The following is a 22,168-nucleotide window of genomic DNA, read 5'->3' on the forward strand; positions in this document are numbered from 1 at the left end:
TTCGCCCCGCACATCCAGGTGCACCGCAACCTCTACACCGGCCAGAACCCCGCCTCCTCGGTCCCGCTGGCCGCGGAACTGTTGAAGGCGTTCTGACCGAATTTCGGATCCCCGGACCGCCGGCCTTACCGAACCGTGTCGCGGTAGCGCTGTGCCAGCATGGGCGGGAAGGCGAGGTCGGCGTCCATGATGCGAATCGACAAGGCCGAGGACAGTTTTCGCAGGCGGTCGCAGCCGTCCGGTCCTATCGCCTCGTAGGGGTGGGTCGATAGTTCGTCGGTGCGGGTCTCGATCGCCGCGCGGCGCGCGGCGCCGTGGGTGCTCAGGGTGAGGTCGCGGTCGGTCAGCCAGTTGCGGTCGCGCAGTGCGGCCACTCCCCGGGCCCAGTCCTGCTCGGTCCAGGATCGGCTGATGCGCAGGACTTCTGGCGGGATCTCGCCGGTGGCGGCGTGGGTGATGAGGGCTTCGAGGCCGCTGAGGCCCTCGGTCAGGAGGAGGGCGACGTGGCCGTCGCCGCGGAATTCGCGCAGCAGGGTCTGCGCGTGCCAGAGCACCAGATGCGGTTCGGCCGGCCACGGGAGGGCCGCGTGTGCCGCGAACAGGGGGCGTCCGGGTGCGCGTTCGCAGGCGCGTTCGGCCGCCTGCCGCGCCAGGGTGGCGGCCTCGCGTACTTCCGGCCCATCGACGTCCACGCCCCAGGCCTGCCGCAGTGAGCGGTCGGCGGCTGCCAGCCGGGCATGGAGAATGTCGGTGGGAGCGGCGATGTTCCATGCGGCGGGCAGGACCGCGCGGACCGCCGCGGGATTGAAATTGAAGAAGGTCGCGATGGTGACCTCGGCCGGCACCGGCCCGAACGCGGCCGAGCGGGACGCGAAATACATCATGCGCGGATCGGTGATGCCCAGCTCCCGATACACCTGCGGCCCGTGCGGGCTGAAGTAGATCATGCCGTGCACCGGTTCCAGGGCGCGGTAGGTCAGACGGGCGGTGGCGGGGGAAAGCGTGCTCACGAGGTCGCTCCCATGTCTCATTGCGTGGAGGACGCCGGACCCGGCCGTCGCCGTGCGGCACTCGCAGCGAGACGACCGGATGTGACGTGCGTCATCACATGCTTACCTGAATCCGATGTCGGCTTCAAGGGTGGAGAGACGCGGGTGAAGAGCAGAAATTGCCATGTGGCGCAGGCTATTTGCGTGCGCCGACGATCCGCAGCGCGAGATCCACGTAGTAGTCGCCGATCTCCTCGGGCGACAGCGGCCCGCCCTCCCGGTACCAGCGCGCGAGGTCGATGCCCAGCGAGAGCAGCGCCACCGCCGCCATGCGCGGATTCGGGTTGTCGAACACGCCCGCGTCGACCCCGCGCTCGATCAACTGCCGCATCTCGGTATCGATGACGTGGCGGATCTCTTTGATCTCGCGTTGATGCTCGGGGCTCAACGCGGCGAGTTCGTAGTTGATGACCCGGGCCACGGTGTGCGCGCGGGCGTGGTGAATCGCGAATTGCCGCATGACCGCGACCAACTGCTCGACCGGGTCGTCCGAGGCGGCCACCGCCTCCCGCATCCGCTCGAGCGTGTCCAGGTGCCCGGTGTGCGAAACCTGGTAGAGCAGCTCTTCCTTGGAGCGGTGGTGGACGTAGATGGCCGCCGTGCTCAGTCCCGCGATCGAGGTGATGTCGCGCGTGGTGGCGCCGTGGAAGCCGCGCTCGGCGAAAGCGGCGACCGCGGCGTCCAGTAGTCGGGCCCGCGTCTCGTCCGCGCGCGAGCGATCCTCTGATTCGGTCACCTGGACAGTCTTACATCAGAGCGCTAGCACCAGTTTTCCGGTGTTGCCGCCGGTGAACAGCAGATTCAGCGTCTCGCCGAAATGCTCCACCCCACCCTGCACGACATGCTCCCGGCTCTTGATCCTGCCCTCGGTCAGCCATTTCGCGATGTCCGCCACCGCCTCGCCGTAGCGGTCGGCGTAGTCGAAGACCACGAAGCCGGTCATGGACGCCCGGAACACCAGCAGCGACATGTAGCGCGACGGCCCGGGCCGCAGCTGGTCGTCGTTGTAGGCCGCGATCGCCCCGCACAGCACGATGCGGGCCCCACGGCGCAGATTGGCCAGCGCCGCATCGAGAATCTCACCGCCGACATTGTCGAAGTAGATGTCGATGCCCTTCGGCGCGAGCTCCCGCAGCCGCTGCAGCACGTCCTCACCGCGGTAGTCGATCGCGGCGTCGAAACCGAACTCCTCGGTGAGCAGCCGGCACTTCTCCGCCCCGCCGGCGATCCCGATGACGGTGGCGCCCTTGGCCTTCGCGATCTGGCCGACCACGCTCCCGACCGCGCCCGCCGCCGCCGAGACCACCACGGTCTCACCGGCTTTCAGCTTCCCGACCTCCAGGAGCCCGAAATACGCTGTCATGCCGGGCATTCCGAGCGCGCCCAGCCAGGTCGGCCCGGGCGCGACGCCCAGGTCGACATGCTGCACGCCGCGGCCGTCGCTGATCGCGTACTCGGTCACCCCGAAGGTGCCGCTCACGGTGTCGCCGACGGCGAAATCGGGGTGGGTGGATTCGACGACGGTCGCGATGTCCAGCGACCGCATCACTTCGTCCAGCCCGACCGGCGGGAGGTAGGAGCGCACGTCGTTGAGCCAGCCGCGCATGGCCGGATCGAGCGAGATGAAGTCGATCTTCACCAGGATCTGCCCCGCGCCGAGCGGGGGCAGTTCCTCGGTGGTCACCTTCCAGGTGCCCACGCCGGGCAGTCCGGTGGGGCGCTGGGCCAGCCGTACCTGCTGTGTCTTCGTCATGGGGGCCTCCTCAGATCGCGCCCTGGTCGGGGTCGCCGGCTGGCAGCGGTTCGAAGACCTGCACGTCCGGCGGTGCCGCGAGGGCGTTGGCCAGGGCCGTTCCGACTTCGCGCAGAGCCGCGCCCTGGCCGTGCTCGCGCAGCGCGTCCCGGGACGCCCACTTCTCGATCATGACGAACTGCCCGGGGTTCTTGGCATGCCGGTGCAGCGCGTAGCGCAGGCAGCCGGGCTCGGCGTGCACGGCCGGAGCGGCCGCGCGCAGGGTCTGCTCGACCAGGTCTTCCTGGCCGGGCTTGGCGATCATGGTCGCGACGACGACGCAGGGATCGGCCATGGGATCCTCCTCGGAGAATGGATGGTGTCGAAACTCGTTGCGGTCAGCCGCGTTTGCCCCACTCGGGGTCGCGGCGGCGCAGTTCCCACTGCGCGATGGAACGCTTGTGCACCTCGTCCGGTCCATCGGCCAGGCGCAGGGTGCGCAGGTGCGCGTACATGCTGGCGAGCGGGAAGTCGTCGGAGACGCCACCGCCGCCGTGTACCTGGATGGCGCGGTCCACGACCTTCAGCGCCACATTGGGCGCCGCCACCTTGATCGCCGCGATCTCGGTGCGCGCGGCCTTGTTGCCGACGGTGTCCATCAGGTGCGCGGCCTTGAGCGTCAGCAGGCGGGCCATATCGATCTCGATGCGGGACTCGGCGATCCAGTCCTGGATATTGGCCCGATTCGCCACCGGCTCACCGAAGGTCACGCGCGACTGCGCACGGTCGATCATCAGATCGAGGGCCCGCTCGGCCATGCCGATGGCGCGCATGCAGTGGTGGATGCGGCCCGGACCCAGGCGGGCCTGGCTGATCATGAAACCGTCGCCCTCACCGGCGAGCAGCGCGGTCCTGGGCACCCGGACGTTCTCGAACAGCACCTCGGCGTGCCCCTCGCGGTCCTGGTAGCCGAAGACCGGCAGGCCGCGCTGCACGGTCACACCCGGGGCATCGATCGGGACCACCATCATCGACTGCTGGCGGTGCGTCGCGGCGCTGGTATCGGTCTTGCCCATGACGATGAGGACCTTGCAGTTCTTGTGCAAGGCGTTGGAGGTCCACCACTTCCGGCCGTTGAGCACGTAGTCGTCGCCGTCGCGGTCCATGCGCAGCTGGATATTGGTGGCGTCGGAGCTCGCGACCGCGGGCTCGGTCATGGCGAACGCGGACCGGATCTCACCGTCCAGCAGCGGGCGCAGCCACTGCTCCTTGTGCTCGGGCGTGCCGAAGAGGGTGAGCACCTCCATGTTCCCGGTGTCCGGGGCCGCACAGTTGGTGGCCTCCGGCGCGAGATGCGCACTGCGGCCCATGATTTCGGCCAGCGGCGCGTATTCCAGATTGGTCAGGCCCGGGCCCCACTCCGGATGCGGGTGGAAGAGGTTCCACAGCCCCCGCTTCTTGGCCTCGGTCTTGAGCTCCTCGACGATCGGCGGCTGCAAGTGCGGGTCCCCGGACTCCGCCATCTGCTCCTCGTACACCGCCTCGGCCGGGTAGACGTGCTCGTCCATGAAGGCGAGTAGATCGTCCCGGTAGCGCTGGGCCCGATCGGTCATGTCGAACATGCTCACTCCTCGAAATAGTCTGTGCCGCGCAGGCGAAACTATACTTGAACCCGGATTCAACTTCGTTTTCCGGTGGCCGAGCCGAGGTCGGCCAGTTCGGCCAGCACCGCGCGGTGCCGGCCGGGACTGCCGAGCCCGAGCTGATCGGCCTTGGCGCGCTTGAGATACAGATGCACCGGATACTCCCACGTCATGCCGATGCCGCCGTGTAATTGGAGCGCTTCTTCGGCGGATGTCACCGCGACGTCCGCGCAGTAGGCGGCGGCGACCGCGGTGCCCACGGCCGCGTCGGGATCGCCCGCCGCGATCGCGCCCGCCGCGTAGCGGGCACTGGCGGCCGCCGCCTCGACCTCCACGAACAGGTCGGCGAGACGGTGTTTGAGCGCCTGGAATCCGCCCACCACGCGGCCGAATTGGCGGCGCATCTTCAGATAGCCGACGGTGGTCTCGAGGCACCACGCCGCGATACCGGCCTGCTCCGAGGCCAGCAGCGCCGCGCCGGTCTCCAGCGCCGTCCGCAGCGCGGCCGCTCCCGCCTCGGCCGGGACCACGAGGTGCCCGGGCGCGGCGTCGACCACGACATCGGCCAGCGGCCGGGTCATATCGAGCGAGACCACCGGCGTCACCATGGCCGCAGCCACCGGCACGGCATGAATCTCGGTGCCGGACGTGGTTTCGACCGCGGCCAGCAGCACATCGGCGTCCAGGACGCCCGCGACGCTGGTCACGCTGCCGGACACGCGGCCGTCGGCATCCTTCCGGAAGGACGGGACCGCGTCCGGCGAAGCGGCGGTGAAGGGCGCGAGCAGCGCGACCGTCACCGCACCGTCGGCGAGCTGCCCGACCAGGTCGGAATCACCGGCGAGCAGCACGGTGGCGGCGATGACACTGCTGGTGAGAAACGGTACGGGCGCGACGGACCGCCCCAGTTCCTCCAGCACCACCGCCGCGTCGCGAGCGGAGCCGCCCGCGCCGCCACGCTCCTCGGGGACGAGCAGTCCGGCCAGCCCCAGGTCCCGGGCCAGCGCTTTCCACAATCCCGGCGTCAGCGACCGATCGCCCGCATAGGCCCGCGCAACGGCCGCCGGATCACAGTGGGCCGCAAGCAGATCGCGCACCGCGTGCCGCAGCGCCGCCTCGGTGTCGGTATCGAGCAGCAGGATGTCGTCGCTCATCGGGCCAGGTCCTTCCAGGCGGTGTCCTTGTCCCCGCGCGCCTCGGCGGGCAGGCCGAGGACCCGTTCGGCGACGATATTGCGCAGGATCTCGGACGTGCCGCCCTCGATCGAATTGCCCTTGGCGCGCAGGTAGCGGTAGCCGGGCCCGCGGCCGGCGAAGTCGACGCGGTCGGGCCGGACCATGGTCCAGTCGTCGTAGCGCAGGCCGTCCTCGCCGAGGATCTCCAGTTCGAGACCGGTCAGCTGCTGGTTGGACCGCGCGAAAGCCAGTTTGAGCGCGGAACTTTCGGGCCCCGGCTGACCGGCGGAGGTCCGCTGCCGCATGCGGGCGGCGGCCAGCCGCCCGGCTTCGGCCTCGACCCACAGCCGCAGCAGCCGATCGTGCAGTTCCGGCGTGTGCCTGTCCGGATTCTCCCGCCAGGTGCGGGTGACCGCGGCGAGCACCCCGCTCTCCCGCGGCACCGCGCGTCCGCCGATGGCCGCCCGCTCGTTGTTGAGGGTGGTGGTGGCGACGCGCCAGCCCTCCCCCACCCCGCCCAGGCGCTGGGCGTCGGGGATGCGGACGTCGGTGAGGAAGACCTCGTTGAACTCGGCCTCGCCGGTGATCTGGCGCAGCGGCCGCACCTCGACGCCGGGATGGCGCATATCGCAGAGGAAGAAGGATAGGCCCGCGTGCTTGGGACGGTCCGGGTCGGTGCGCGCGAGCAGGATCGCCAGATCGGCCTTGTGGGCCACCGACGTCCACACCTTCTGCCCGTTGACGATCCAGTCCTCACCGTCGCGGACGGCCCGGGTGCCGACCGCCGCCAGGTCCGATCCGGCGCCCGGCTCACTGAACAGCTGGCACCAGATCTCCTCGCCGGTCCACAGCGGACGCAGGTAGCGCTGCCGCTGTTCCGGAGTGCCGTGGATGGCGATGGTGGGCGCCGCCATCCCGAGGCCGATGCCGTTGAGTTCGGCCTGATGACCCGGAGCGCCCGCCTGCTCGAACAGCTCGTCGACGAACAGCTGGAGGTCGCGGTCGGCGCCGCGGCCGCCCAGCCCGACGGGGAAGTACACCCAGGCCAGTCCGGCGTCGAAGCGGGCGCGGTGGAAGGTCACCGGGTCGGTGGTGGCCGGATCATGCTCGGCCAGCAGGGATTCCACCCGCCGGCGCAGGTCGTCGCGAACCGTATCGCTCATCGGTCCTGCTCCTTCGTCTCAGGGCACCAGCAGGGAGACGGCTTCGGCGACACAGGCCGGCTTGGCCGCGCCGTCGATCTCCACGGTGACCCGGCTGACCGCCTGGAACCCCATGCTCGCCGGCGTCAGCGACACCAGTTCCACTCCGGCACGCAGCCGCGAACCGACCGGGACCGGAGACGGGAAGCGAACCTTGTTGGCCCCGTAGTTGACTCCCATCGACAGCCCCTCGACGGTGTACACGCTCGCGGTGAGCATGGGCAGCAGCGACAGGGTGAGGAAGCCGTGCGCGATGGTCGTCCCGAACGGACCGGCGGCGGCCCGCTCCGGATCGATGTGGATCCACTGGTGATCGCCGGTCGCGTCGGCGAACCGGTCGATCTGCTCCTGGGTCACGGTGTGCCAGTCGCTGTAGCCGAGATGGGTGCCGACTGCTTTCTCCAGTTCGGGCAGCCCCTGGAATACCCGCATTGTTCGCGTCCTTCCGTTCGATTCCGTTGCGCGGCTAGTTCTTCGGCCCGCCGGCCACGTAGATGACCTGTCCCGACACGAATCCCGCGCCCTCACTCGCCAGGAACGACACCGTGTGCGCGATGTCCTCGGGCTTGCCGGAGCGGGCCACCGGGATGGTGGAGATGAGCGCCTGCCGGAAGTCGTCGAACGAGACGCCCATGCGCTCGGCGGTGGCCTGGGTCATCTCGGTTTCGATGAAGCCCGGTGCGACGGCATTGGCGGTGACGCCGAACTTGCCGAGCTCGAAGGCGAGGGTCTTGGTGAAGCCCTGCAATCCGGCCTTGGCGGCCGAGTAGTTGGCCTGGCCGCGATTGCCCAGCGCCGAGGTGCTGGACAGGCTGACGATGCGGCCGAAGCCCTGCTCGATCATGTGACGCTGGACCGCCCGCGTGCACAGGAACGCGCCGCGCAGGTGCACGCCCATGACCGCGTCCCAATCCGCGACGCTCATCTTGAACAGCAGGTTGTCGCGCAGGATGCCCGCATTGTTCACCAGCACGGTGGGCGCGCCCAGTTCGGCGGCCACCCGATCCACGGCCGCGGTCACGGCCGGCTCGTCGGACACGTCCGCGCCGACGGCGAGGGCGCGGCCGCCGGCCGCCTCGATCTCCGCGACGACCGGTTTGCAGGCCTGCTCGTCGAGATCCAGGACGGCGACGGCCATTCCGTCGTCCGCCAGTCGCCGTGCGATCGCGGCGCCGATGCCCCGGGCCGCGCCGGTCACGACCGCTACCCGCGGTGTCTGCGTGCTCACGATGTTCTCCTCTGTGGTGCGATCAGGTCGGTGTCGATCAGGCCGAGGGCGTGCAGACCACGCGCCCGACGGTCTTGCCGTCGGCAAGGCGCTGGACGCCATCGGCGATGTCCGCCAAGTCGAGTCGTTCGCTGACCAGGGGGCGGATCGCGCCCGCGGTGGCCAGCCGGGTCAGCTCGCGGTGGCAGTCGGCGACCGCGGCCGGGTCGTAGGCGTTGTAGAGCCCCCAGTGCAGGCCGACGATCGAATAGTTCTTGACCAGTGCGTGATTCAGTGCGGCGCTCTGGATGTCGCCGCCCGCGAAGCCGACGACCAGGATGCGGCCCTCGAAGGCGATGCACTTGGTCGAGCGGGTGTAGGTGTCGCCGCCGACCGGGTCGTAGACGACGTCGGCGCCGCGATTGTCCGTGACCCGCTTGACGACCTCGACGAAATCCTCACTCCTGCGGTCGATCACGATGTCGGCGCCGAGCGCGCGGGCGTACTCGGCCTTCTCGGGCCCGCCCACCACGCCGATGACGCGGGCCCCGGCCGCCTTGCCGAGCTGGACGGCGGCACTGCCGACCCCGCCCGCGGCCGCGTGCACCAGCAGGGTCTCCCCCGCCTGCAGCGCGGCACGGCGATGCAGGCCGAACCATCCCGTCTGGTAACCGATGAACAGGGACGCGGCCTCCGCATCGTCCAAAGCGGTTGGCGCGGTGAAGGTCTGGGCCGCCTCCAGGACCGCGTACTCGGCGAAACCGCCGTACGGCAGCGAGCTGCCGCCGAGCACACGGTCACCGACCGCGATCCCGGTGACCTCGCCACCCGTGGCCACGACCTCCCCGCACAGCTCGACGCCGGGCGTGAACGGCAGCGGCGGCTTCACCTGGTACAGGCCGCGGCACATGAGCACGTCGGGAAAGTTCGCCGCCGCACCGGTGACCCGCACGACCACCTGACGTGGGCCGGGTTCGGGGCGCTCCACCGTGTCGAGCCGCATCACCTGTGCAGGCTCGCCCAGTTCATGGACCCGCCAGGCCCGCATGTCCGCCACTCTAGACGCCCCCGGTCAGCGTGAGGCCGCCGTCCACCACGAGCAGCTGGCCGGTGAGCCAGGCCGCGTCCGCGGAGAGCAGGAAGGCGACCACGCTGCCGATGTCCTCGGGCACGCCCAGCCGCTTGAGCGGGTAGGCGGCGGCGATCTGCTCCTCGCGGCCCTCGTAGAGCGCGGTGGCGAACTTCGTCTTCACCACCGCCGGCGCGACGGCGTTGACGCGGATGTCGGGGCCGAGTTCGACCGCGAGCTCCTGGGTGATGTGGGTCAGCATCGCCTTGCTGGAACCGTAGAAACCGATGCCGGGCGCGGGCTTGAGCCCGGCGACCGAGGAGACGTTCACGACCGCGCCGCCATGGTCCTTCATCCACGCCCGGTAGGCGTGCTGCACCCACGACAGCGCGGCAAGACAGTTGACCTCCACGATCTTTCGGGCCGCGTCCAGGTCGAGCTCCACCATCGGCCCGAACACCGGATTGATCCCGGTGTTGTTCACCAGCAGGTCGGCACTCCCGAAGGTCTCGACGGCCCGCTCGAGGGTCTCGGCCTGATGCGCGGAATCGTCGGCGCGCCCCGCCACGGCCAGCGCCTTCGACGGCCCGCCCAGCGCCGCGACGGCCTCGTCGAGCGCCTCCTGCTTGCGGGCGGTGATCACCACCTTGGCGCCCTCGTCCACCAAGCGCTGCGCGATACCGAGGCCGATACCCCGGCTGGCGCCGGTGACAATGGCGGTCTTGCCTTCGAATCTGTTCACGGACAGGTCCTTTCAGGTCGCCCGTGGCCACGGCGGTCTCGCGCCGCGCCCCGGGGCCGACCCCGAGCAGGGAACTTACTAAGCGCTTATTTTCTTCCGCCACCATGCGCCAAACTCCCGCCGCGGTCAATACCGCCGAGGGGGTCGAACTCCTGTGATACGTCACACAGCGCACTCGAAAGCCGAGGTCATGCACGAGAAAACGACACGAACTCGAACCCGGATTCAGATTGCGGACCCGCGCGGCAGCTACCGCGCCATCCGCGCACGCGGGGTCGCGAGCTATCGAGTCGCCGGCTATCAGGTGGGTCGCTAGTTATTCGGACTTCACCTGCAGGGCATTGACCCACAGCTGGGTCAGGGTGCCGACCAGCTTCTCGAAGGCGATGCGCTGGTGCTGCACGAAGACCATGTAGGCCATGCGGCTGACCATGACCGACAGCGCCTGAGCGGTGATCATCGGATCGAGATCCGCACTGGCCTGCCCGGATTCCTGCAGCTCACGGATCATCCTGGCATTGCGCTGGATGAAGGCGCGGTTGCGTTCCAGGCGCAGCGCGCGGAAGTTCTCGTTGATCTGGGTGACCTCTTCGAACACCCCCATCAGGCGCGCATTGCGCTTGTAGGCCAGCAGGTATTCCCGGTTGGCGGCCTCGACGAGCTCGCGCGGGTCGGTGACGCCGGTGCGGGCCCGCACGTGCGGGTGCAGCATTTCCTCCTGCACCTCCTCGACGACGGCGGTGAAGATCTCTTCCTTGCTGTCGAAGTAGGTGTAGAACGAGCCGGCGGCGGCGCCTGCGGCCTTGGAGATGTCGGCGATCCTGGCGTCGAGGTAGCCGTCGCGTTCGAACACTTCGCGGGCCCCGGCGATGAGGGCGGCACGGGTGCGCTCGCCGCGCTTGGTGCGCGGAGGTACCCGGCGAGGCGCGGCCTCGCGGTCGATGGGTTCGGACGTCACGGCGGATCACTCACTCGGTCGCAGGGACGGCTGCCGATTGCCACCGTATCACCGCTTATACCAGCACATATCGTCCCACGCCGACGATCTTCGGCCCGCCGGCGCACGCGGCAGCAGCATCATTGAAGTTGACACCGGATTCAGATATGGTCGCGCACAGGTCGTGACGCCGCTCACTCCGACCCCGTCTCATTCGACCTCTACATAACTGGATGTTCCATGACAAATGTCGCCGACCGCATCTGGCAGCACGCGTCCGAACGCCCCGACGCCATCGCGCTGCGCCACCTGGACGACACCCTCTCCTACGCCGAGCTGGCCCGCCGCAGTGCGGCCTTCGGCGGTCTGCTCACCGAATCCGGTGTCGCGGTGGGAGATCGCGTGTTGCTGGTGGCGCCGACCGTGCCGGAGTTCGTGATCGCCTACCTGGGCGCGCATCTGATCGGAGCCGTCGCCATCCCGGTGAACACCATGGCGACCGCACCCGAAATCGGTTATGTGCTCGACGATTCCGGTGCCCGGTATGCCATCGCCTGGCATCTGGCCCGCACCGCGGCCGAGCAGGCCGCCGCCGAGCGCGGCATCCCGGTGCAGCTGCTCGAGCCCGGTGCGCACGCCTCCCCAGCCCAGCCGACCGCCGAACCGGTCCGGCGCGAACCCGACGACACCGCGATCCTGCTCTACACCTCGGGCACCACGGGCAAACCGAAGGGCGTGGAGCTCACCGTCGCCAATCTGATCGAGACCGCACGCATTTTCATCGATCAGCTGCGGCTCACGCCCGAGGAGCGCTTCGGCACCGGACTGCCGCTGTTCCACGTGTTCGGGCAGGCGGTGTGCCTGATCACCACCCTGCACGCGGGCAGCTCGTTCTCCATGGTGTCGCCGTTCGTCCCCGGGGCGATGATCGAGACGATCCGCGATCACCGGCTGACCGTGGTGGCGGGCGTGCCGACCATGTGGAATGCCATGCTGCACAGCGCCGGCGACTACGGTCCGGAGGATTTCGCGAGCCTGCGGCTGGCCTGCTCGGGTGGCGCGTCGCTGCCCGCGGAGGTGATCCGGTCCTTCACGGAACGTTTCGGCTGCACCATTCTCGAGGGCTACGGGCTCACCGAGTCCAGCGGGGCCGCGACCTACAACCCCCTGGATCGCGAGCAGCGGGCCGGGTCGGTGGGTACCGCGCTGCCCGGCACGTCGATCGAGGTGCGCGATCCGGAGGGCACGGTGCTGCCCGCCGATACGGTCGGTGAGCTGTTCATGCGCGGGCCCAGCGTGATGAAGGGGTACTGGCAGCGGCCCGACGCGACGGCGGCCGAGCTGTCCGGCGGCTGGCTGCGCACCGGTGATCTGGGCCGCGTCGACGCCGACGGCTACGTCTACATCGTCGACCGCGCAAAGGATCTCATCATTCGCGGCGGGTACAACGTGTATCCGCGCGAGGTCGAGGAGGTGCTCTACGAGCATCCCGGCATTGTCGAGGTGGCGGTGATCGGCCTGCCCGACGACCACTACGGCGAGGAGGTGGGCGCGGTGGTGGCCACCGCACCCGGCGTCGAACTCGATGCCGGGGAGCTGCGCGTCTGGGCCAAGGAACGCCTGTCCGCCTACAAGGTGCCGCACCGCTTCGCCTTCACCGACCAGCTGCCCAAGGGCGCGACGGGCAAGATCCTCAAGCGCGCCATCGACCCGAACCTGTTCACAGACAAGGCATCCCGATGAGCATCGTCCCCACCGTCACCGGCACCGTCGATTCCAGCGAGCTGGGCCGGGTGCTGGTGCACGAGCACGTCTTCGTGCTCGGCGAGGAGTACCGGCAGAACTACGGCGACTGGGACGAGCAGGCCCGCGTCGACGACGCCGTGAAGCAGCTCGACGAGCTGAAATCGCTGGGCATCGACACCATCCTGGACCCGACCGTGCTGGGGCTGGGCCGCTACATACCCCGCATCCAGCAGATCGCGGCCCGCACCGAGCTGAACATCGTCGTCGCCACCGGCATCTACACCTACAACGACCTGCCGTTCCAATTCCATTACAACGGGCCGGGTTTGATGATGGAGATGCCCGAGCCCATGGTGGAGCTGTTCGTCAAGGACCTCACCGAGGGCATCGCCGGGACCGGGGTGCGTGCGGGATTCCTCAAGTGCGCCATCGAGGAACCCGGGCTGACGCCGGGTGTGGAGCGGGTGATGCGGGCGGTCGGTCGGGCGGCGGTGCGGACGGGTGCGCCGATCACCGTGCACACCAACCCGCACACCCGGTCCGGGCTGGTGGCCCAGCGGGTGCTGCGGGAGGAGGGCGCGGACCTGACCCGTGTGGTGATCGGCCACTCCGGTGATTCCACCGACCTGGACTACCTCGCCGAGTTGGCCGATGCGGGTTCCTATCTCGGCATGGACCGCTTCGGCATCGACGTCCTGCTGCCGTTCGAGGACCGAGTGAACACCATCGTGGAACTCGTCCGCCGCGGCTACCGCGACAAGATCGTCATCGCCCACGACGCCGCCTGTTTCATGGACTGGTTCGATCCGGCCGCCAAGGCCCAGATCGCCCCGAAGTGGAACTACCGCCACATCAGCGAGGATGTCCTCCCCGCCCTCCTCGCCAAGGGCCTCACCGAGGACGACATCGACACCATCCTGGTGCGAAACCCGCGCCGCTACTTCGAGAAATGACAGTGTGCGCCGCCGCGGGGATTCCCCGCGGCGGCGCACAACCCTCGCCAGCGGTCAGTCGGGGATGACGATGGCGAGTTCACCGGCGGCGTAACGGGCGCGCAGCACCTTCTTGTCGAACTTGCCGACGCTGGTCTTGGGCACCTCGGAGACGAAGGTCCAGCGTTCGGGGAGTTGCCATTTCGCGATCTTGCCGGACAGGAACGCGCGGAGCGCACCGGCATCGGGTTCGGCGCCGGCGCGCAGTGCGGCGGCCACGACCGGGCGCTCGTCCCACTTCTCGTCCGGCACACCGAAAACGGCGGCCTCGGCGATGTCGGGGTGCGCCATCAGCGCATTCTCCAGATCGACCGAGGAAATCCATTCACCGCCGGATTTGATGATGTCCTTGGCCCGGTCGACCAGGGTGAGGTAGCCGTCGGCGCTGATGGTGCCGACGTCGCCGGTGCGCAGCCAGCCGTCGCGGAAGGCGTCGGCGCCGATTCCCGCGGCATCCGGCGAGTAGTAGGAGGCGGTGACCCAGGGGCCGCGAACCTCCAGCTCTCCCACCGCTTTTCCGTCGCGGGGCAGCTCGGCGCCATCGTCTCCGATGAGCCGCGCCTGGACCGCGGCCGGGATGCGGCCCTGGGTGATGCGGTAGGCGAAGGCGGCCTCACCGTCGAGGCCCGCTGGCGGCCAGGCCAGCGCACCCAGCGGGGAGGTCTCGGTCATCCCCCACGCCTGGATGATGGGCACGCCGTGCCGTTCCTCGAAGGCGCGCATCAGCTGCGGCGGCACCGCGGCACCGCCGACCACGACCGCCCGCAGATGGGTCAGGTCCTGCGGCTTCGCGTCGACGGCGGTCAGCACGCCGTTCCACACCGTCGGCACGGCCGCGGCGAAACTCGGCCGCTCGGCGGCCATGAGCGCCAGCAGCGGTTCCGGTTGCAGGAAGCGGTCGGGCATCACCAGCGACGCCCCGGCCATGAGCGCGGCATAGGGCAGGCCCCAGGCGTTGGCGTGGAACATGGGCACGATGGCCAGCATCAGGTCGCCGGCACGCACGCCCATGGCATCGGTGGTGCAGGCCTGCATGGAGTGCAGCCAGTTCGAACGATGGGAGTAGACAACACCTTTCGGGTCGCCGGTGGTGCCGGAGGTGTAGCACATGGCGGCGGCCGAGCGCTCGTCGAGGACCGGGAAGTCGAAGGTGCCCGGATACTGCGCGAGCAGGGTGTCGAACTCATGGACGGTGACGCCCTCGGGCGCGGGCAGCGTCGCGGCGTCACCGTTGGCGACGATGACGTGGCGCACCGTGCGCAGGGTCGGCAGTACGGGTGCGAACACCGGGATCAGGGAGGCGTCGACGATCACGACCCGGTCCGCGGCGTGGTCGGTCACGTAGGTGATCTGTTCGGGGAACAACCGGATGTTGATGGTGTGCAGCACCGCCCCCATGGCGGGCACCGCGCAGTACGCGATGAGGTGCTCGTTGTTGTTCCACATGAAGGTGCCGACGCGATCCCCGCGGCCGATGCCCAGCGCGGTCAGGGCATGGGCCAGCCGGGCCGCCTGCTCCCCCAGTTCACGGTAGGTCAGGACGCGGGATTCGGTGCCGGTCCAGGTGCGGACGGTGGCGTCGGCGTGCACCGTGCTCGCATAGCGCAACAGGGTGGCCAGGGACAGCGGTTCGTCCTGCATGGTGCTGGGCATCGGCAGGTCGAGCTCGTCGTAAGTCATTGTGCAGATGTCTTTCTCGGGTACAGCCCGGGGTGAACCGGGCCGGGTGCGCCGTGCGCGGAAGCGGCGCGCCCGGCCCGGTTCGCTGCGCTCAGCCGCGCAGCGCGGAGGCGAAGATGCCCGGCAGGGCGGCGGCGCCGGGTCGCTTCGCGAAGTTGGTCAGTCGCCGCAGGGTGGTGGCGCCGGTGCGGTTGGTCACGAACCACGGCGGTTTCGGGGAGAGCGCGAACTCGCCGCGCAGCAGCGACCGCGGGACGGGACGGAAGGGGCCGCGGACCACGGTGCGCTCCGGATCGGCGATCAGCAAGCCGTTGTGCACCACGCCGATTCCGCTCTGGATGTCGGCGAGGGTGTGCCCGGGGAAGGCGCCCCAGGAGGCGCGGGCGGTCAGATAGCCGAGGCCGGTCCAGGCGTTGATGGCGACGGTGCCGTACCGCAGGTCGGCGATGGCTCGCTCGAAATGCGCACCCAGCCGGTCGATGGTGGCGGGGTCGGCGATGATATTGACGCCGAGGGTGCCCTCGAACTCCTCGTTGGACACGCGGACCGCCTGCGTGAGGAATTCCGCTGCGTCGCCGCTCAATTCGAGCACGCCCAGCACCGGGGCGAAATACTCGGTGCGCAGCGCGGTTTCGTCCCGATGCGGCACCAGGCCGGTGATGAGGGTGCGCGCGCCGATCCGCTCGGCGTCGGGATAGGACGTGCGCGCGCCGTCGACGCGGGCGGCGGAGCCCGGGTAGTAGTCCGGACGCTGCGGCGCCCGCTCGAGCGCGGCGCGCAGTTCGGCGAGGAACCGGTCCTTCTGGGGCCAGTCCGCGGAGATCACCGCGACCTGCGCGGCGACGCAGTTGTAGCCGTTGTTGTGCAGACGCTGGGTGGCCAGGTGCTCGGCCTGGTACCGGAGGTCGGCGTCGGACCAGCGGCCGGGGATCACGATGGTGGGTGAGACGCCGCCCAGTTCGCTGGTGATGGGCTTGTCCAGTTTCGGTGTGCCCGCCGCCTTGTTCCGCGCGCCTTCCTCGCCGGTGCCGAACACGATGGCGTCGTGGGTGAGCGCGCTGCCGGTCATGTGCACCGCGTCCACGCCGGCATGGTGCACCAGCGCCGTGCCGACCTCGGCGCCGCCGGTGAGCAGGCGTACGAAGCCGCCCTCGATCAGGGGCGCGAAGATCTTCTCCAGCACCGGCAGCAGCGGGTCGGTGATCGGATTCAGCTTGAGCGCCACCACCCGGTTGTCGGCGTAGAGCTGGTAGAGCACGTCCAGTGGCGCGATCGAGAAGATATTGCCCGCGCCGAGAACCACGCCCACGCCGCCGGTCTCGGCCGGGGTGCGCTGCCCCAGACCGGCTCGGGCGCGCACGGTTTCGGCGTCGACGCCGGGCCTGGTCCAGACCTCCGCGCGGAATCCGTTGAGCAGCAGCCAATCGAAGACGCCGTGCGGGAAGACGTCGACCGCGGTGCGGCCGCCGGGGGCGGCGTGGATCGGGTAGCCGTCGACCGGGCTGCGGCCCTGCTCCAGTGCCCGCAGCGATTCGGCGAGCGCGGCCGCGCCGGTGAGCAGCGAGTAGGGGCCGCTCACCCATTCCTCGCCGAGCAGCGGCGAGTCCAGGGGCAGCTTCTTGATGCGGGCGGCGGTCTCGACCCACTCCCGCGCGTAGCGCGCGGTATTGGCGTGAACCTGTTCGAGCAGCTGCCGCCGGGCGGGCAACGGGGTTCGGGCCCAGTCGATTTCGCCCTGCCGGAGTGCGGAGACGGTGGCGTCGATCGTCACCGCGGCGGTGGTGGTCACGATGCGTTTCCTTCTGAGTCGGCGTCCTCGGCGAGCATGGCGGCGGCCTTCTCGCCGATCATGATCGTGGGCGCGTTGGTATTGCCCCGCACCACCGACGGCATGACCGAGGCATCGGCGACCCGTAGGCCCGCGACGCCGAGTACGCGCAGACGCGGGTCCACGACCGCGCCGATGGCGCAGGTGGAGGTGGGGTGATAGAGGGTCTGGGCGGTGCGGGCGGCGAAGTCGAGCAGGTCGGCGTCGGAATCACCAGCGGGAGTGAGGAATTCGCCGGTGGTGAGCTCGCGCAGCGCGGGCCGGCCGGCGATGTCGAGGGCGCTGCGCAGTCCGGCGATGATGCTCGCGCGGTCGGCCTCGGTATCGAGGTAGTTGTGGCGGATGCGCGGCGCGGTGGCCGGGTCCGCCGAGCGCAGGGTGAGTTCGCCGCGGCTGGTGGGGTTGATCAGGCAGGGGCCGAACGCGTAGCCGTGCTCGGTCGCCGCGCCCATGCCCTCACCGTGGAAGAGGACCGGGGCCTGGTGGAACTGGATGTCCGGGCCCGCCAGTCCGGTGCGGGTTTCGAGGAAGCCGCCGGTCTCACCGATATTCGAGGTCAGCGGGCCGCGGCCGGATTCCTGGAGCAGGCCCAGATTCTCGGGCGTGAGCGCGGTCATCAGGGATTCGCGGTCGGTGCGGTAGTTGAGGAACACCGACAGGTGGTCCTGGAGGTTCTGCCCGACCGGCAGGTCGCGGACGGTCTCGATGCCGAAGGCCGCCAGCTGTTCGGCCGGGCCGATGCCGGACAGCAACAGCAGCTGCGCGGAGCCGTAAGCGCCTGCGGCCAGCACGATTTCGCGCCGGGCCCGAATGGTCTCGGTGCTGCCCTCGCGGCCGATCACCACACCGGTGGCCCGGCCGTTCTCGATGACGATCCGGTGCGCGAGGGCGTCGGTGATGACCGTCAGGTTCTCCCGCTCCAGCGCCGGGTGCAGGTAGGCGACCGCGGCGCTGCATCGCATGCCGTTGCGCTGGGTCACCTGGTAGCGGCCGACGCCGAGCTGGGTGACGCCGTTGAAATCGTCGTTGCGGGTGTGCCCGGCCTGTTCGGCGGCGCGCAGGAATGCTTCGCCCAGTGGATGATTCGACCGGCTGTCGCTGACCGACAGCGGCCCGCCCACACCGTGGTAGGCGTCCTTGCCACGCTCGTTGTCCTCGGCCTGCACGAAGTACGGCAGCACCTCGTCGTAGCTCCACCCGTCCGCGCCGGCCGCGGCCCACGCGTCGTAATCGGCGCGGGCGCCACGGATGTAGATCATGGCGTTCATGGAGCTGGATCCACCCAGGACGCGGCCGCGCGGCAGGTAGGCGCGGCGGCTGTGCAGCCGGGGTTCGGGTTCGGTGTCGTAGTCCCAGTCCAGCGGGCTCTTGAACAGGGACGGGAAGGCGACCGGCAGGTGGATCTTCTCGGCGGTGTCGCGCGGCCCGGCCTCGATCACGGCCACCCGGATCGCCGGATCCTCGGACAATCGGCTGGCCAGCACGGATCCCGCGGACCCCGCGCCTACGACGATGTAGTCGTACACGGTCGGCACCTCTCTCCACCTCATCGATCGACCCGGGTCGGCTATGACCCGGGTCACTGTCGCTGTCGGTGTCGATATTGCGGGTCAGGTCCATCCGCCCACCATGTGCGCGGGTTTGCCGATACCGCCCGGCCGACTGTGCTCGAGCACAGTCGGCGGCGAGAGCAGTTGCCTACTATCGAATCCATGACAGCGCTCACCGGCCCGCCGCGCAACGGCTCCACCGCAGTGCCGCCGAGCGATTCGACCGCGGTAACGCCGAGCGGTTCGACCGCAGTGCCGCCGAGCGATTCGACCGCGGTAGCGCGCACCCTGCTCGTCGAGGTCGACGACCTCACCACCGAACTCGTCGGTCGCATCCTCACCGGCGAGAACGCTTACGCGGAGGCCGCCCTGACCGAGGCGCAGCTGCACCTCGTCGTCCGCGACAATCTGGCCGCCCTGCTCGAACAACTCTCCGGGAGCGCCGGGCGGCGGCTGCAACCGGCGACCGTGGTGGGCCGGGTCAAGGCGGAGCTGGGTGTGCCGATCGCGGCGGTGCTGCACGCGTACCGGCTGGCGGGACGGCTGCTGTGGGAACGCGCGCTCGTCACGGCGCGGGGGACGAATCTGGACGCGCTGCCGCAGCTCGGCTCGGAGATGTGGCGGCTCCTGGACGACTATTCCGGCGCCGCCGCCGACGCGTACGCCGACTACCTCACCGAGCGGGTCCGCCACCACGACGTGGAGCGCCGCGCCATGCTGCGGCGGCTGTTCGACGGCGAGGCCGACGATCCCACCCGGCGCGACATCGCCCGGGCCCTGCACCTGCCGCCGCTGGGCAGTTTCGTCGTCGTGCACGCCGAAACCGATTCCGGCGCAATCGAACCGCTGTTCGGGATCGAGGATCGGCTGCGGGCCGACTTCGTCGAGTCGATCTGGCTCACCGAGCCGGGCGCGCGGATCGGGCTGCTCAATGTGGCCACCGCACGCTCGCACGAGCGGGTGCTGTCGCGCCTGCGCGCCCATGCGACCGGGCGCATCGGGGTGAGCCGCCCCTTCCCGACGCCGGGGTCCGCGGCGACCGCCTTGCGCGAGGCGGAACTCGCCGGGAGGTGCGCGCCGCCCGGCAGCCCGGCCGTGACCGCGTACGGCAGCACGCCGATCCCGCTCGTTCTCGCGCATGCGCCCTCGGCGTCACGGGAATTGGCGGACGATGTCCTGGGCCCGGTGCTCGAACTGCCGCCGGAGGAACGCGACACCCTCCTCGATACCCTCGAGCTGTGGTTCGAATGCGGTGGCTCCAATACCGAGGTGGCGCAACGGCTCCACTACCACCGCAACACCATCCACTACCGGCTGCGGCGGATCGAGACGCTGACCGATCGCCGGTGCTCGGACCCGAAGGCCGCCGCCGAGCTGTACATCGCCCTGCACGCCGCGCGGCTCGCCGGATTCGATCCGGCCTGAGCCGCAACCGGGTTCAGCGTCCCGATCGCCCGAATCGTCCTAGATTTCATGCTGTCCGGTAGGGCGGCGCTCATTCGTGGCGGGGTGCGGGCGGGCGGGGCTTCCCGCCGCGCCGATGCCGCCGGTGCGGCGGCGGTGCCGCGGGGCGAGGCCGGAACGCGCGAACTGGCCGGGGGTCTGCCCCTTCCAGTCCCGGAACGCGGTCGCGAACGCTGACGCGCTCGTGTAGCCGAGCCGGGCGGCCACCGTGTCGACGGTGAAACCGGCGGCCAGCAGCTCCTCGGCCAGCAGGCCCGTTGTCTCGCAGGCCAGTTCGCGGAAGGTGGTGCCCTCCTCGGCCAGCCGGCGGCGCAGGGTGCGGACGCTCATGTGCAGGTCGGCGGCGATGGCGACCTGATCGATGGCGCGGCCGTGCCGCATCAGCAGGGCCCGGACCCGACCGGCCAGCCCGACCCGGGCGCGGCGACGTTCGACGATCTCCGCGCACAGCTGCCCGTACTGCCTGCGCAGCATCGAATTCGCCTGCGGCATCCGGCGTTGCAGATCGGTGGCGTCGAGGTAGAGGGTGTCGGCGGGCTGGTCGTAGACGATGTCGCCGATGCCGAGCAGTACACCGACCGCCTCGTACACCGGGGCGTACGGCAGGGTCAGCTCCAGCCGGTGCACCAGGACGTCCCAGGACAGCAGTTCGCGCTGAATGGTGCGCAGGGCGGCCAGGTCGCGTTCGAGGGCGAAGGCGCGCAGGCGCGGCGGGACGGGCTCGGTGTCGAGGGACACCAGCACCCGGTCACCGGCGTCGGCGATGGTGAATCGGCAGTAGGCGAAGGACAATTCGGCGTGGCGGGCCCACAGTTCGGCCATCTCGCGCACCGTGGAGCAGCTGCTCAGGGCGATGCCCAGGCTGCCCAGCATGGGCAGGTGCACCGAAAACCCCGCCAGCAGGCCCATTCCCGGGTCGTCGCCGGTGGTGTCGAGGATGTTGCCGATGATCCGGAACTCCTGGCCGATGTCGATCTCGAGCTCCGGGTCCTCCAGGTCGGCTTCGGTGAGCCCGGTCCCGGCCAGCGCGGCGGCTGTGGACATCGAGCGGCCGGCGGCGAATTCGACCAGCACTGCCGCGCTGTGTATCGAACGGACACACCAGGAGTCGTCGAGCATGCCGACGATGATCTCCCACCCGATCCCCTCCGCCAGCTCAATTCGGCAATTGATCAGCTAATGTCGCGTCTCCCCGGGCGTGTCGCCTGGTCACAGCGGGTTTGAGGGTGGCCCAAATCAGCAGAGGCATGGCCTCGGGCCGCGCGGGCAAACTCGCGCCGCCGACATAGTCTGATCCCCGTTGGCCGCTGGCCCTTGGCGGCCTCCACGGTCCCGGCCAACACCGGGGCCGGAGCTGCACACGGCAGTCCCCCTCGGCGGGCGCGGTACCCAACAGTCAATCCTGCCCGCTCGCCGAGGGGCCCGTATCCACCATGCCCCGGCGCGTCCCGCCGGGGCTTCGAGCACCCGGTGGAGATGATGGCGAGCCACACCCACGGCAGCGCACTGCGCCTGCTGGCGTAGTGACTGCCAAGGGCTCGTATTCAAGCGGTCTGTTCGTTTGCTGGGTGAGCGCGGAAACCGCGAAAAGCAACGGTCGCCGCAACTTGCCGCCACCATCCATCCCGTCGAGGGTGCCCGCTCAGAAGAAGTAGCTGCCGGGATTGCCGCACAGCTGCATTAGGGCGTCGAACGGAGTCGACGCCAGCCGTGTGTCCACGGGCGCTCGCGGTGGCCGGTCCGGCACCACCGCACCGAGCTTGGCCACGGAAGCTCGCTGAAACAGGTCCGCATAGTGGGTGTGACCGGGGATGATTTCCTCCTTACCGTTGCAGCCGGACGCCGCGTCAACGGGCACCGACCCGACCATCCAGGGGTGCGGCGGCGCGCCGTAGGCGCTGCAATGAGGTCACACCGAGCCACCGGCCCCTATAGCACAGCACGGGGGAGACGTCCAGGACGATATCGCGTTCTGAGCGTGTCGCACCCTCGCGTCGCGCGATACCTCGCCCGGGAACGCCGGATCGCCGTCCTGCCAGCGGGTCCCGAGCGTGTCGTCCAGCTCGAGGTCGCGCCGTGCCGGGATCGGAGGTCCGCTACGAGATCCCCTCCGCCGCAGGCCGATACGCAGCACCGTAGAAATAGCAATAGA

General features: G+C 69.7%; 20 protein-coding genes. 3 read left to right on the forward strand and 17 right to left on the reverse strand.

Features of this window, described 5'->3' with window-relative positions; translation table 11 throughout:
- Window positions 1-125: 125 nt before the first annotated feature.
- From ACWEKS_RS13110 to ACWEKS_RS13165, 12 genes are all read right to left on the reverse strand, one after another.
- Window positions 126-1,010 (reverse strand): SCO6745 family protein, encoded by an 885-nt coding sequence (locus ACWEKS_RS13110; protein WP_452340263.1) that lies wholly within the window; start codon window positions 1,008-1,010, stop codon window positions 126-128.
- 175 nt (window positions 1,011-1,185) lie between these two features.
- Window positions 1,186-1,785: a TetR/AcrR family transcriptional regulator gene (locus tag ACWEKS_RS13115; RefSeq protein WP_364624609.1), complete on the reverse strand. Its 600-nt coding sequence runs from the start codon at window positions 1,783-1,785 to the stop codon at window positions 1,186-1,188.
- Between the two features lie 15 nt (window positions 1,786-1,800).
- Window positions 1,801-2,802 (reverse strand): NADP-dependent oxidoreductase, encoded by a 1,002-nt coding sequence (locus ACWEKS_RS13120; protein WP_379395337.1) that lies wholly within the window; start codon window positions 2,800-2,802, stop codon window positions 1,801-1,803.
- Between the two features lie 10 nt (window positions 2,803-2,812).
- The gene (locus tag ACWEKS_RS13125; protein ID WP_452340264.1) at window positions 2,813-3,136 is read right to left on the reverse strand and encodes a putative quinol monooxygenase; all 324 of its coding nucleotides are present in this window, start codon (window positions 3,134-3,136) and stop codon (window positions 2,813-2,815) included.
- Between the two features lie 43 nt (window positions 3,137-3,179).
- Window positions 3,180-4,409, reverse strand: a complete 1,230-nt coding sequence (locus tag ACWEKS_RS13130; protein WP_452340265.1) for an acyl-CoA dehydrogenase family protein — start codon at window positions 4,407-4,409, stop codon at window positions 3,180-3,182.
- A gap of 50 nt (window positions 4,410-4,459) precedes the next feature.
- Window positions 4,460-5,578 carry an acyl-CoA dehydrogenase family protein gene (locus ACWEKS_RS13135; protein WP_452340266.1) on the reverse strand — a complete coding sequence of 373 codons (1,119 nt, stop codon included), beginning with the start codon at window positions 5,576-5,578 and terminating at the stop codon, window positions 4,460-4,462.
- The gene (locus ACWEKS_RS13140) at window positions 5,575-6,762 is read right to left on the reverse strand and encodes an acyl-CoA dehydrogenase family protein (protein WP_452340267.1); all 1,188 of its coding nucleotides are present in this window, start codon (window positions 6,760-6,762) and stop codon (window positions 5,575-5,577) included. The genes ACWEKS_RS13135 and ACWEKS_RS13140 overlap by 4 nt, the downstream gene beginning before the upstream one ends.
- Window positions 6,763-6,780: 18 nt before the next feature.
- Window positions 6,781-7,233 carry a MaoC family dehydratase gene (locus ACWEKS_RS13145; RefSeq protein ID WP_379385610.1) on the reverse strand — a complete coding sequence of 151 codons (453 nt, stop codon included), beginning with the start codon at window positions 7,231-7,233 and terminating at the stop codon, window positions 6,781-6,783.
- Between the two features lie 34 nt (window positions 7,234-7,267).
- Window positions 7,268-8,029 (reverse strand): 3-oxoacyl-ACP reductase FabG, encoded by a 762-nt coding sequence (fabG, locus tag ACWEKS_RS13150; protein WP_452340268.1) that lies wholly within the window; start codon window positions 8,027-8,029, stop codon window positions 7,268-7,270.
- Window positions 8,030-8,066: 37 nt separating this feature from the next.
- Window positions 8,067-9,056 carry an NADPH:quinone oxidoreductase family protein gene (locus ACWEKS_RS13155; protein ID WP_379395347.1) on the reverse strand — a complete coding sequence of 330 codons (990 nt, stop codon included), beginning with the start codon at window positions 9,054-9,056 and terminating at the stop codon, window positions 8,067-8,069.
- A 10-nt stretch (window positions 9,057-9,066) separates the two neighbouring features.
- Window positions 9,067-9,819, reverse strand: a complete 753-nt coding sequence (locus tag ACWEKS_RS13160) for an SDR family oxidoreductase (RefSeq protein ID WP_452340269.1) — start codon at window positions 9,817-9,819, stop codon at window positions 9,067-9,069.
- Between the two features lie 316 nt (window positions 9,820-10,135).
- On the reverse strand, window positions 10,136-10,777 hold the full coding sequence (locus ACWEKS_RS13165; protein ID WP_452340270.1) for a TetR/AcrR family transcriptional regulator: 642 nt from the start codon (window positions 10,775-10,777) through the stop codon (window positions 10,136-10,138).
- 219 nt (window positions 10,778-10,996) lie between these two features.
- Here ACWEKS_RS13165 and ACWEKS_RS13170 point away from each other — a divergent pair, with 219 nt between their 5' ends.
- Both ACWEKS_RS13170 and ACWEKS_RS13175 read left to right on the forward strand, forming a co-directional pair.
- Window positions 10,997-12,499, forward strand: coding sequence for a long-chain-fatty-acid--CoA ligase (locus tag ACWEKS_RS13170; protein WP_452340271.1), 1,503 nt, complete (start codon window positions 10,997-10,999; stop codon window positions 12,497-12,499).
- Window positions 12,496-13,455, forward strand: a complete 960-nt coding sequence (locus tag ACWEKS_RS13175) for a phosphotriesterase family protein (RefSeq protein WP_452340272.1) — start codon at window positions 12,496-12,498, stop codon at window positions 13,453-13,455. Before ACWEKS_RS13170 ends, ACWEKS_RS13175 begins: the two co-directional genes overlap by 4 nt.
- Before the next feature lie 54 nt (window positions 13,456-13,509).
- Here ACWEKS_RS13175 and ACWEKS_RS13180 read toward each other — a convergent pair whose 3' ends face one another.
- The 3 genes from ACWEKS_RS13180 to ACWEKS_RS13190 form a co-directional block, all read right to left on the reverse strand.
- The gene (locus ACWEKS_RS13180; protein WP_452340362.1) at window positions 13,510-15,147 is read right to left on the reverse strand and encodes a long-chain fatty acid--CoA ligase; all 1,638 of its coding nucleotides are present in this window, start codon (window positions 15,145-15,147) and stop codon (window positions 13,510-13,512) included.
- A 118-nt stretch (window positions 15,148-15,265) separates the two neighbouring features.
- Window positions 15,266-16,966, reverse strand: a complete 1,701-nt coding sequence (locus tag ACWEKS_RS13185; protein ID WP_452340363.1) for an aldehyde dehydrogenase family protein — start codon at window positions 16,964-16,966, stop codon at window positions 15,266-15,268.
- Window positions 16,960-18,537, reverse strand: a complete 1,578-nt coding sequence (locus tag ACWEKS_RS13190; RefSeq protein WP_452340273.1) for a GMC family oxidoreductase — start codon at window positions 18,535-18,537, stop codon at window positions 16,960-16,962. The genes ACWEKS_RS13185 and ACWEKS_RS13190 overlap by 7 nt, the downstream gene beginning before the upstream one ends.
- A 177-nt stretch (window positions 18,538-18,714) precedes the next feature.
- Between ACWEKS_RS13190 and ACWEKS_RS13195 the strand changes: the two genes are divergently transcribed.
- On the forward strand, window positions 18,715-19,977 hold the full coding sequence (locus tag ACWEKS_RS13195; RefSeq protein WP_452340274.1) for a PucR family transcriptional regulator: 1,263 nt from the start codon (window positions 18,715-18,717) through the stop codon (window positions 19,975-19,977).
- A gap of 39 nt (window positions 19,978-20,016) precedes the next feature.
- Here the strand turns inward: ACWEKS_RS13195 and ACWEKS_RS13200 are convergent, their stop codons facing one another.
- Window positions 20,017-21,135, reverse strand: coding sequence for an AraC family transcriptional regulator ligand-binding domain-containing protein (locus tag ACWEKS_RS13200; protein WP_452340275.1), 1,119 nt, complete (start codon window positions 21,133-21,135; stop codon window positions 20,017-20,019).
- 523 nt (window positions 21,136-21,658) lie between these two features.
- The gene (locus tag ACWEKS_RS13205; RefSeq protein WP_452340276.1) at window positions 21,659-21,874 is read right to left on the reverse strand and encodes a hypothetical protein; all 216 of its coding nucleotides are present in this window, start codon (window positions 21,872-21,874) and stop codon (window positions 21,659-21,661) included.
- Window positions 21,875-22,168 lie beyond the last annotated feature (294 nt).

Source organism: Nocardia sp. NPDC004711, from assembly GCF_053601595.1.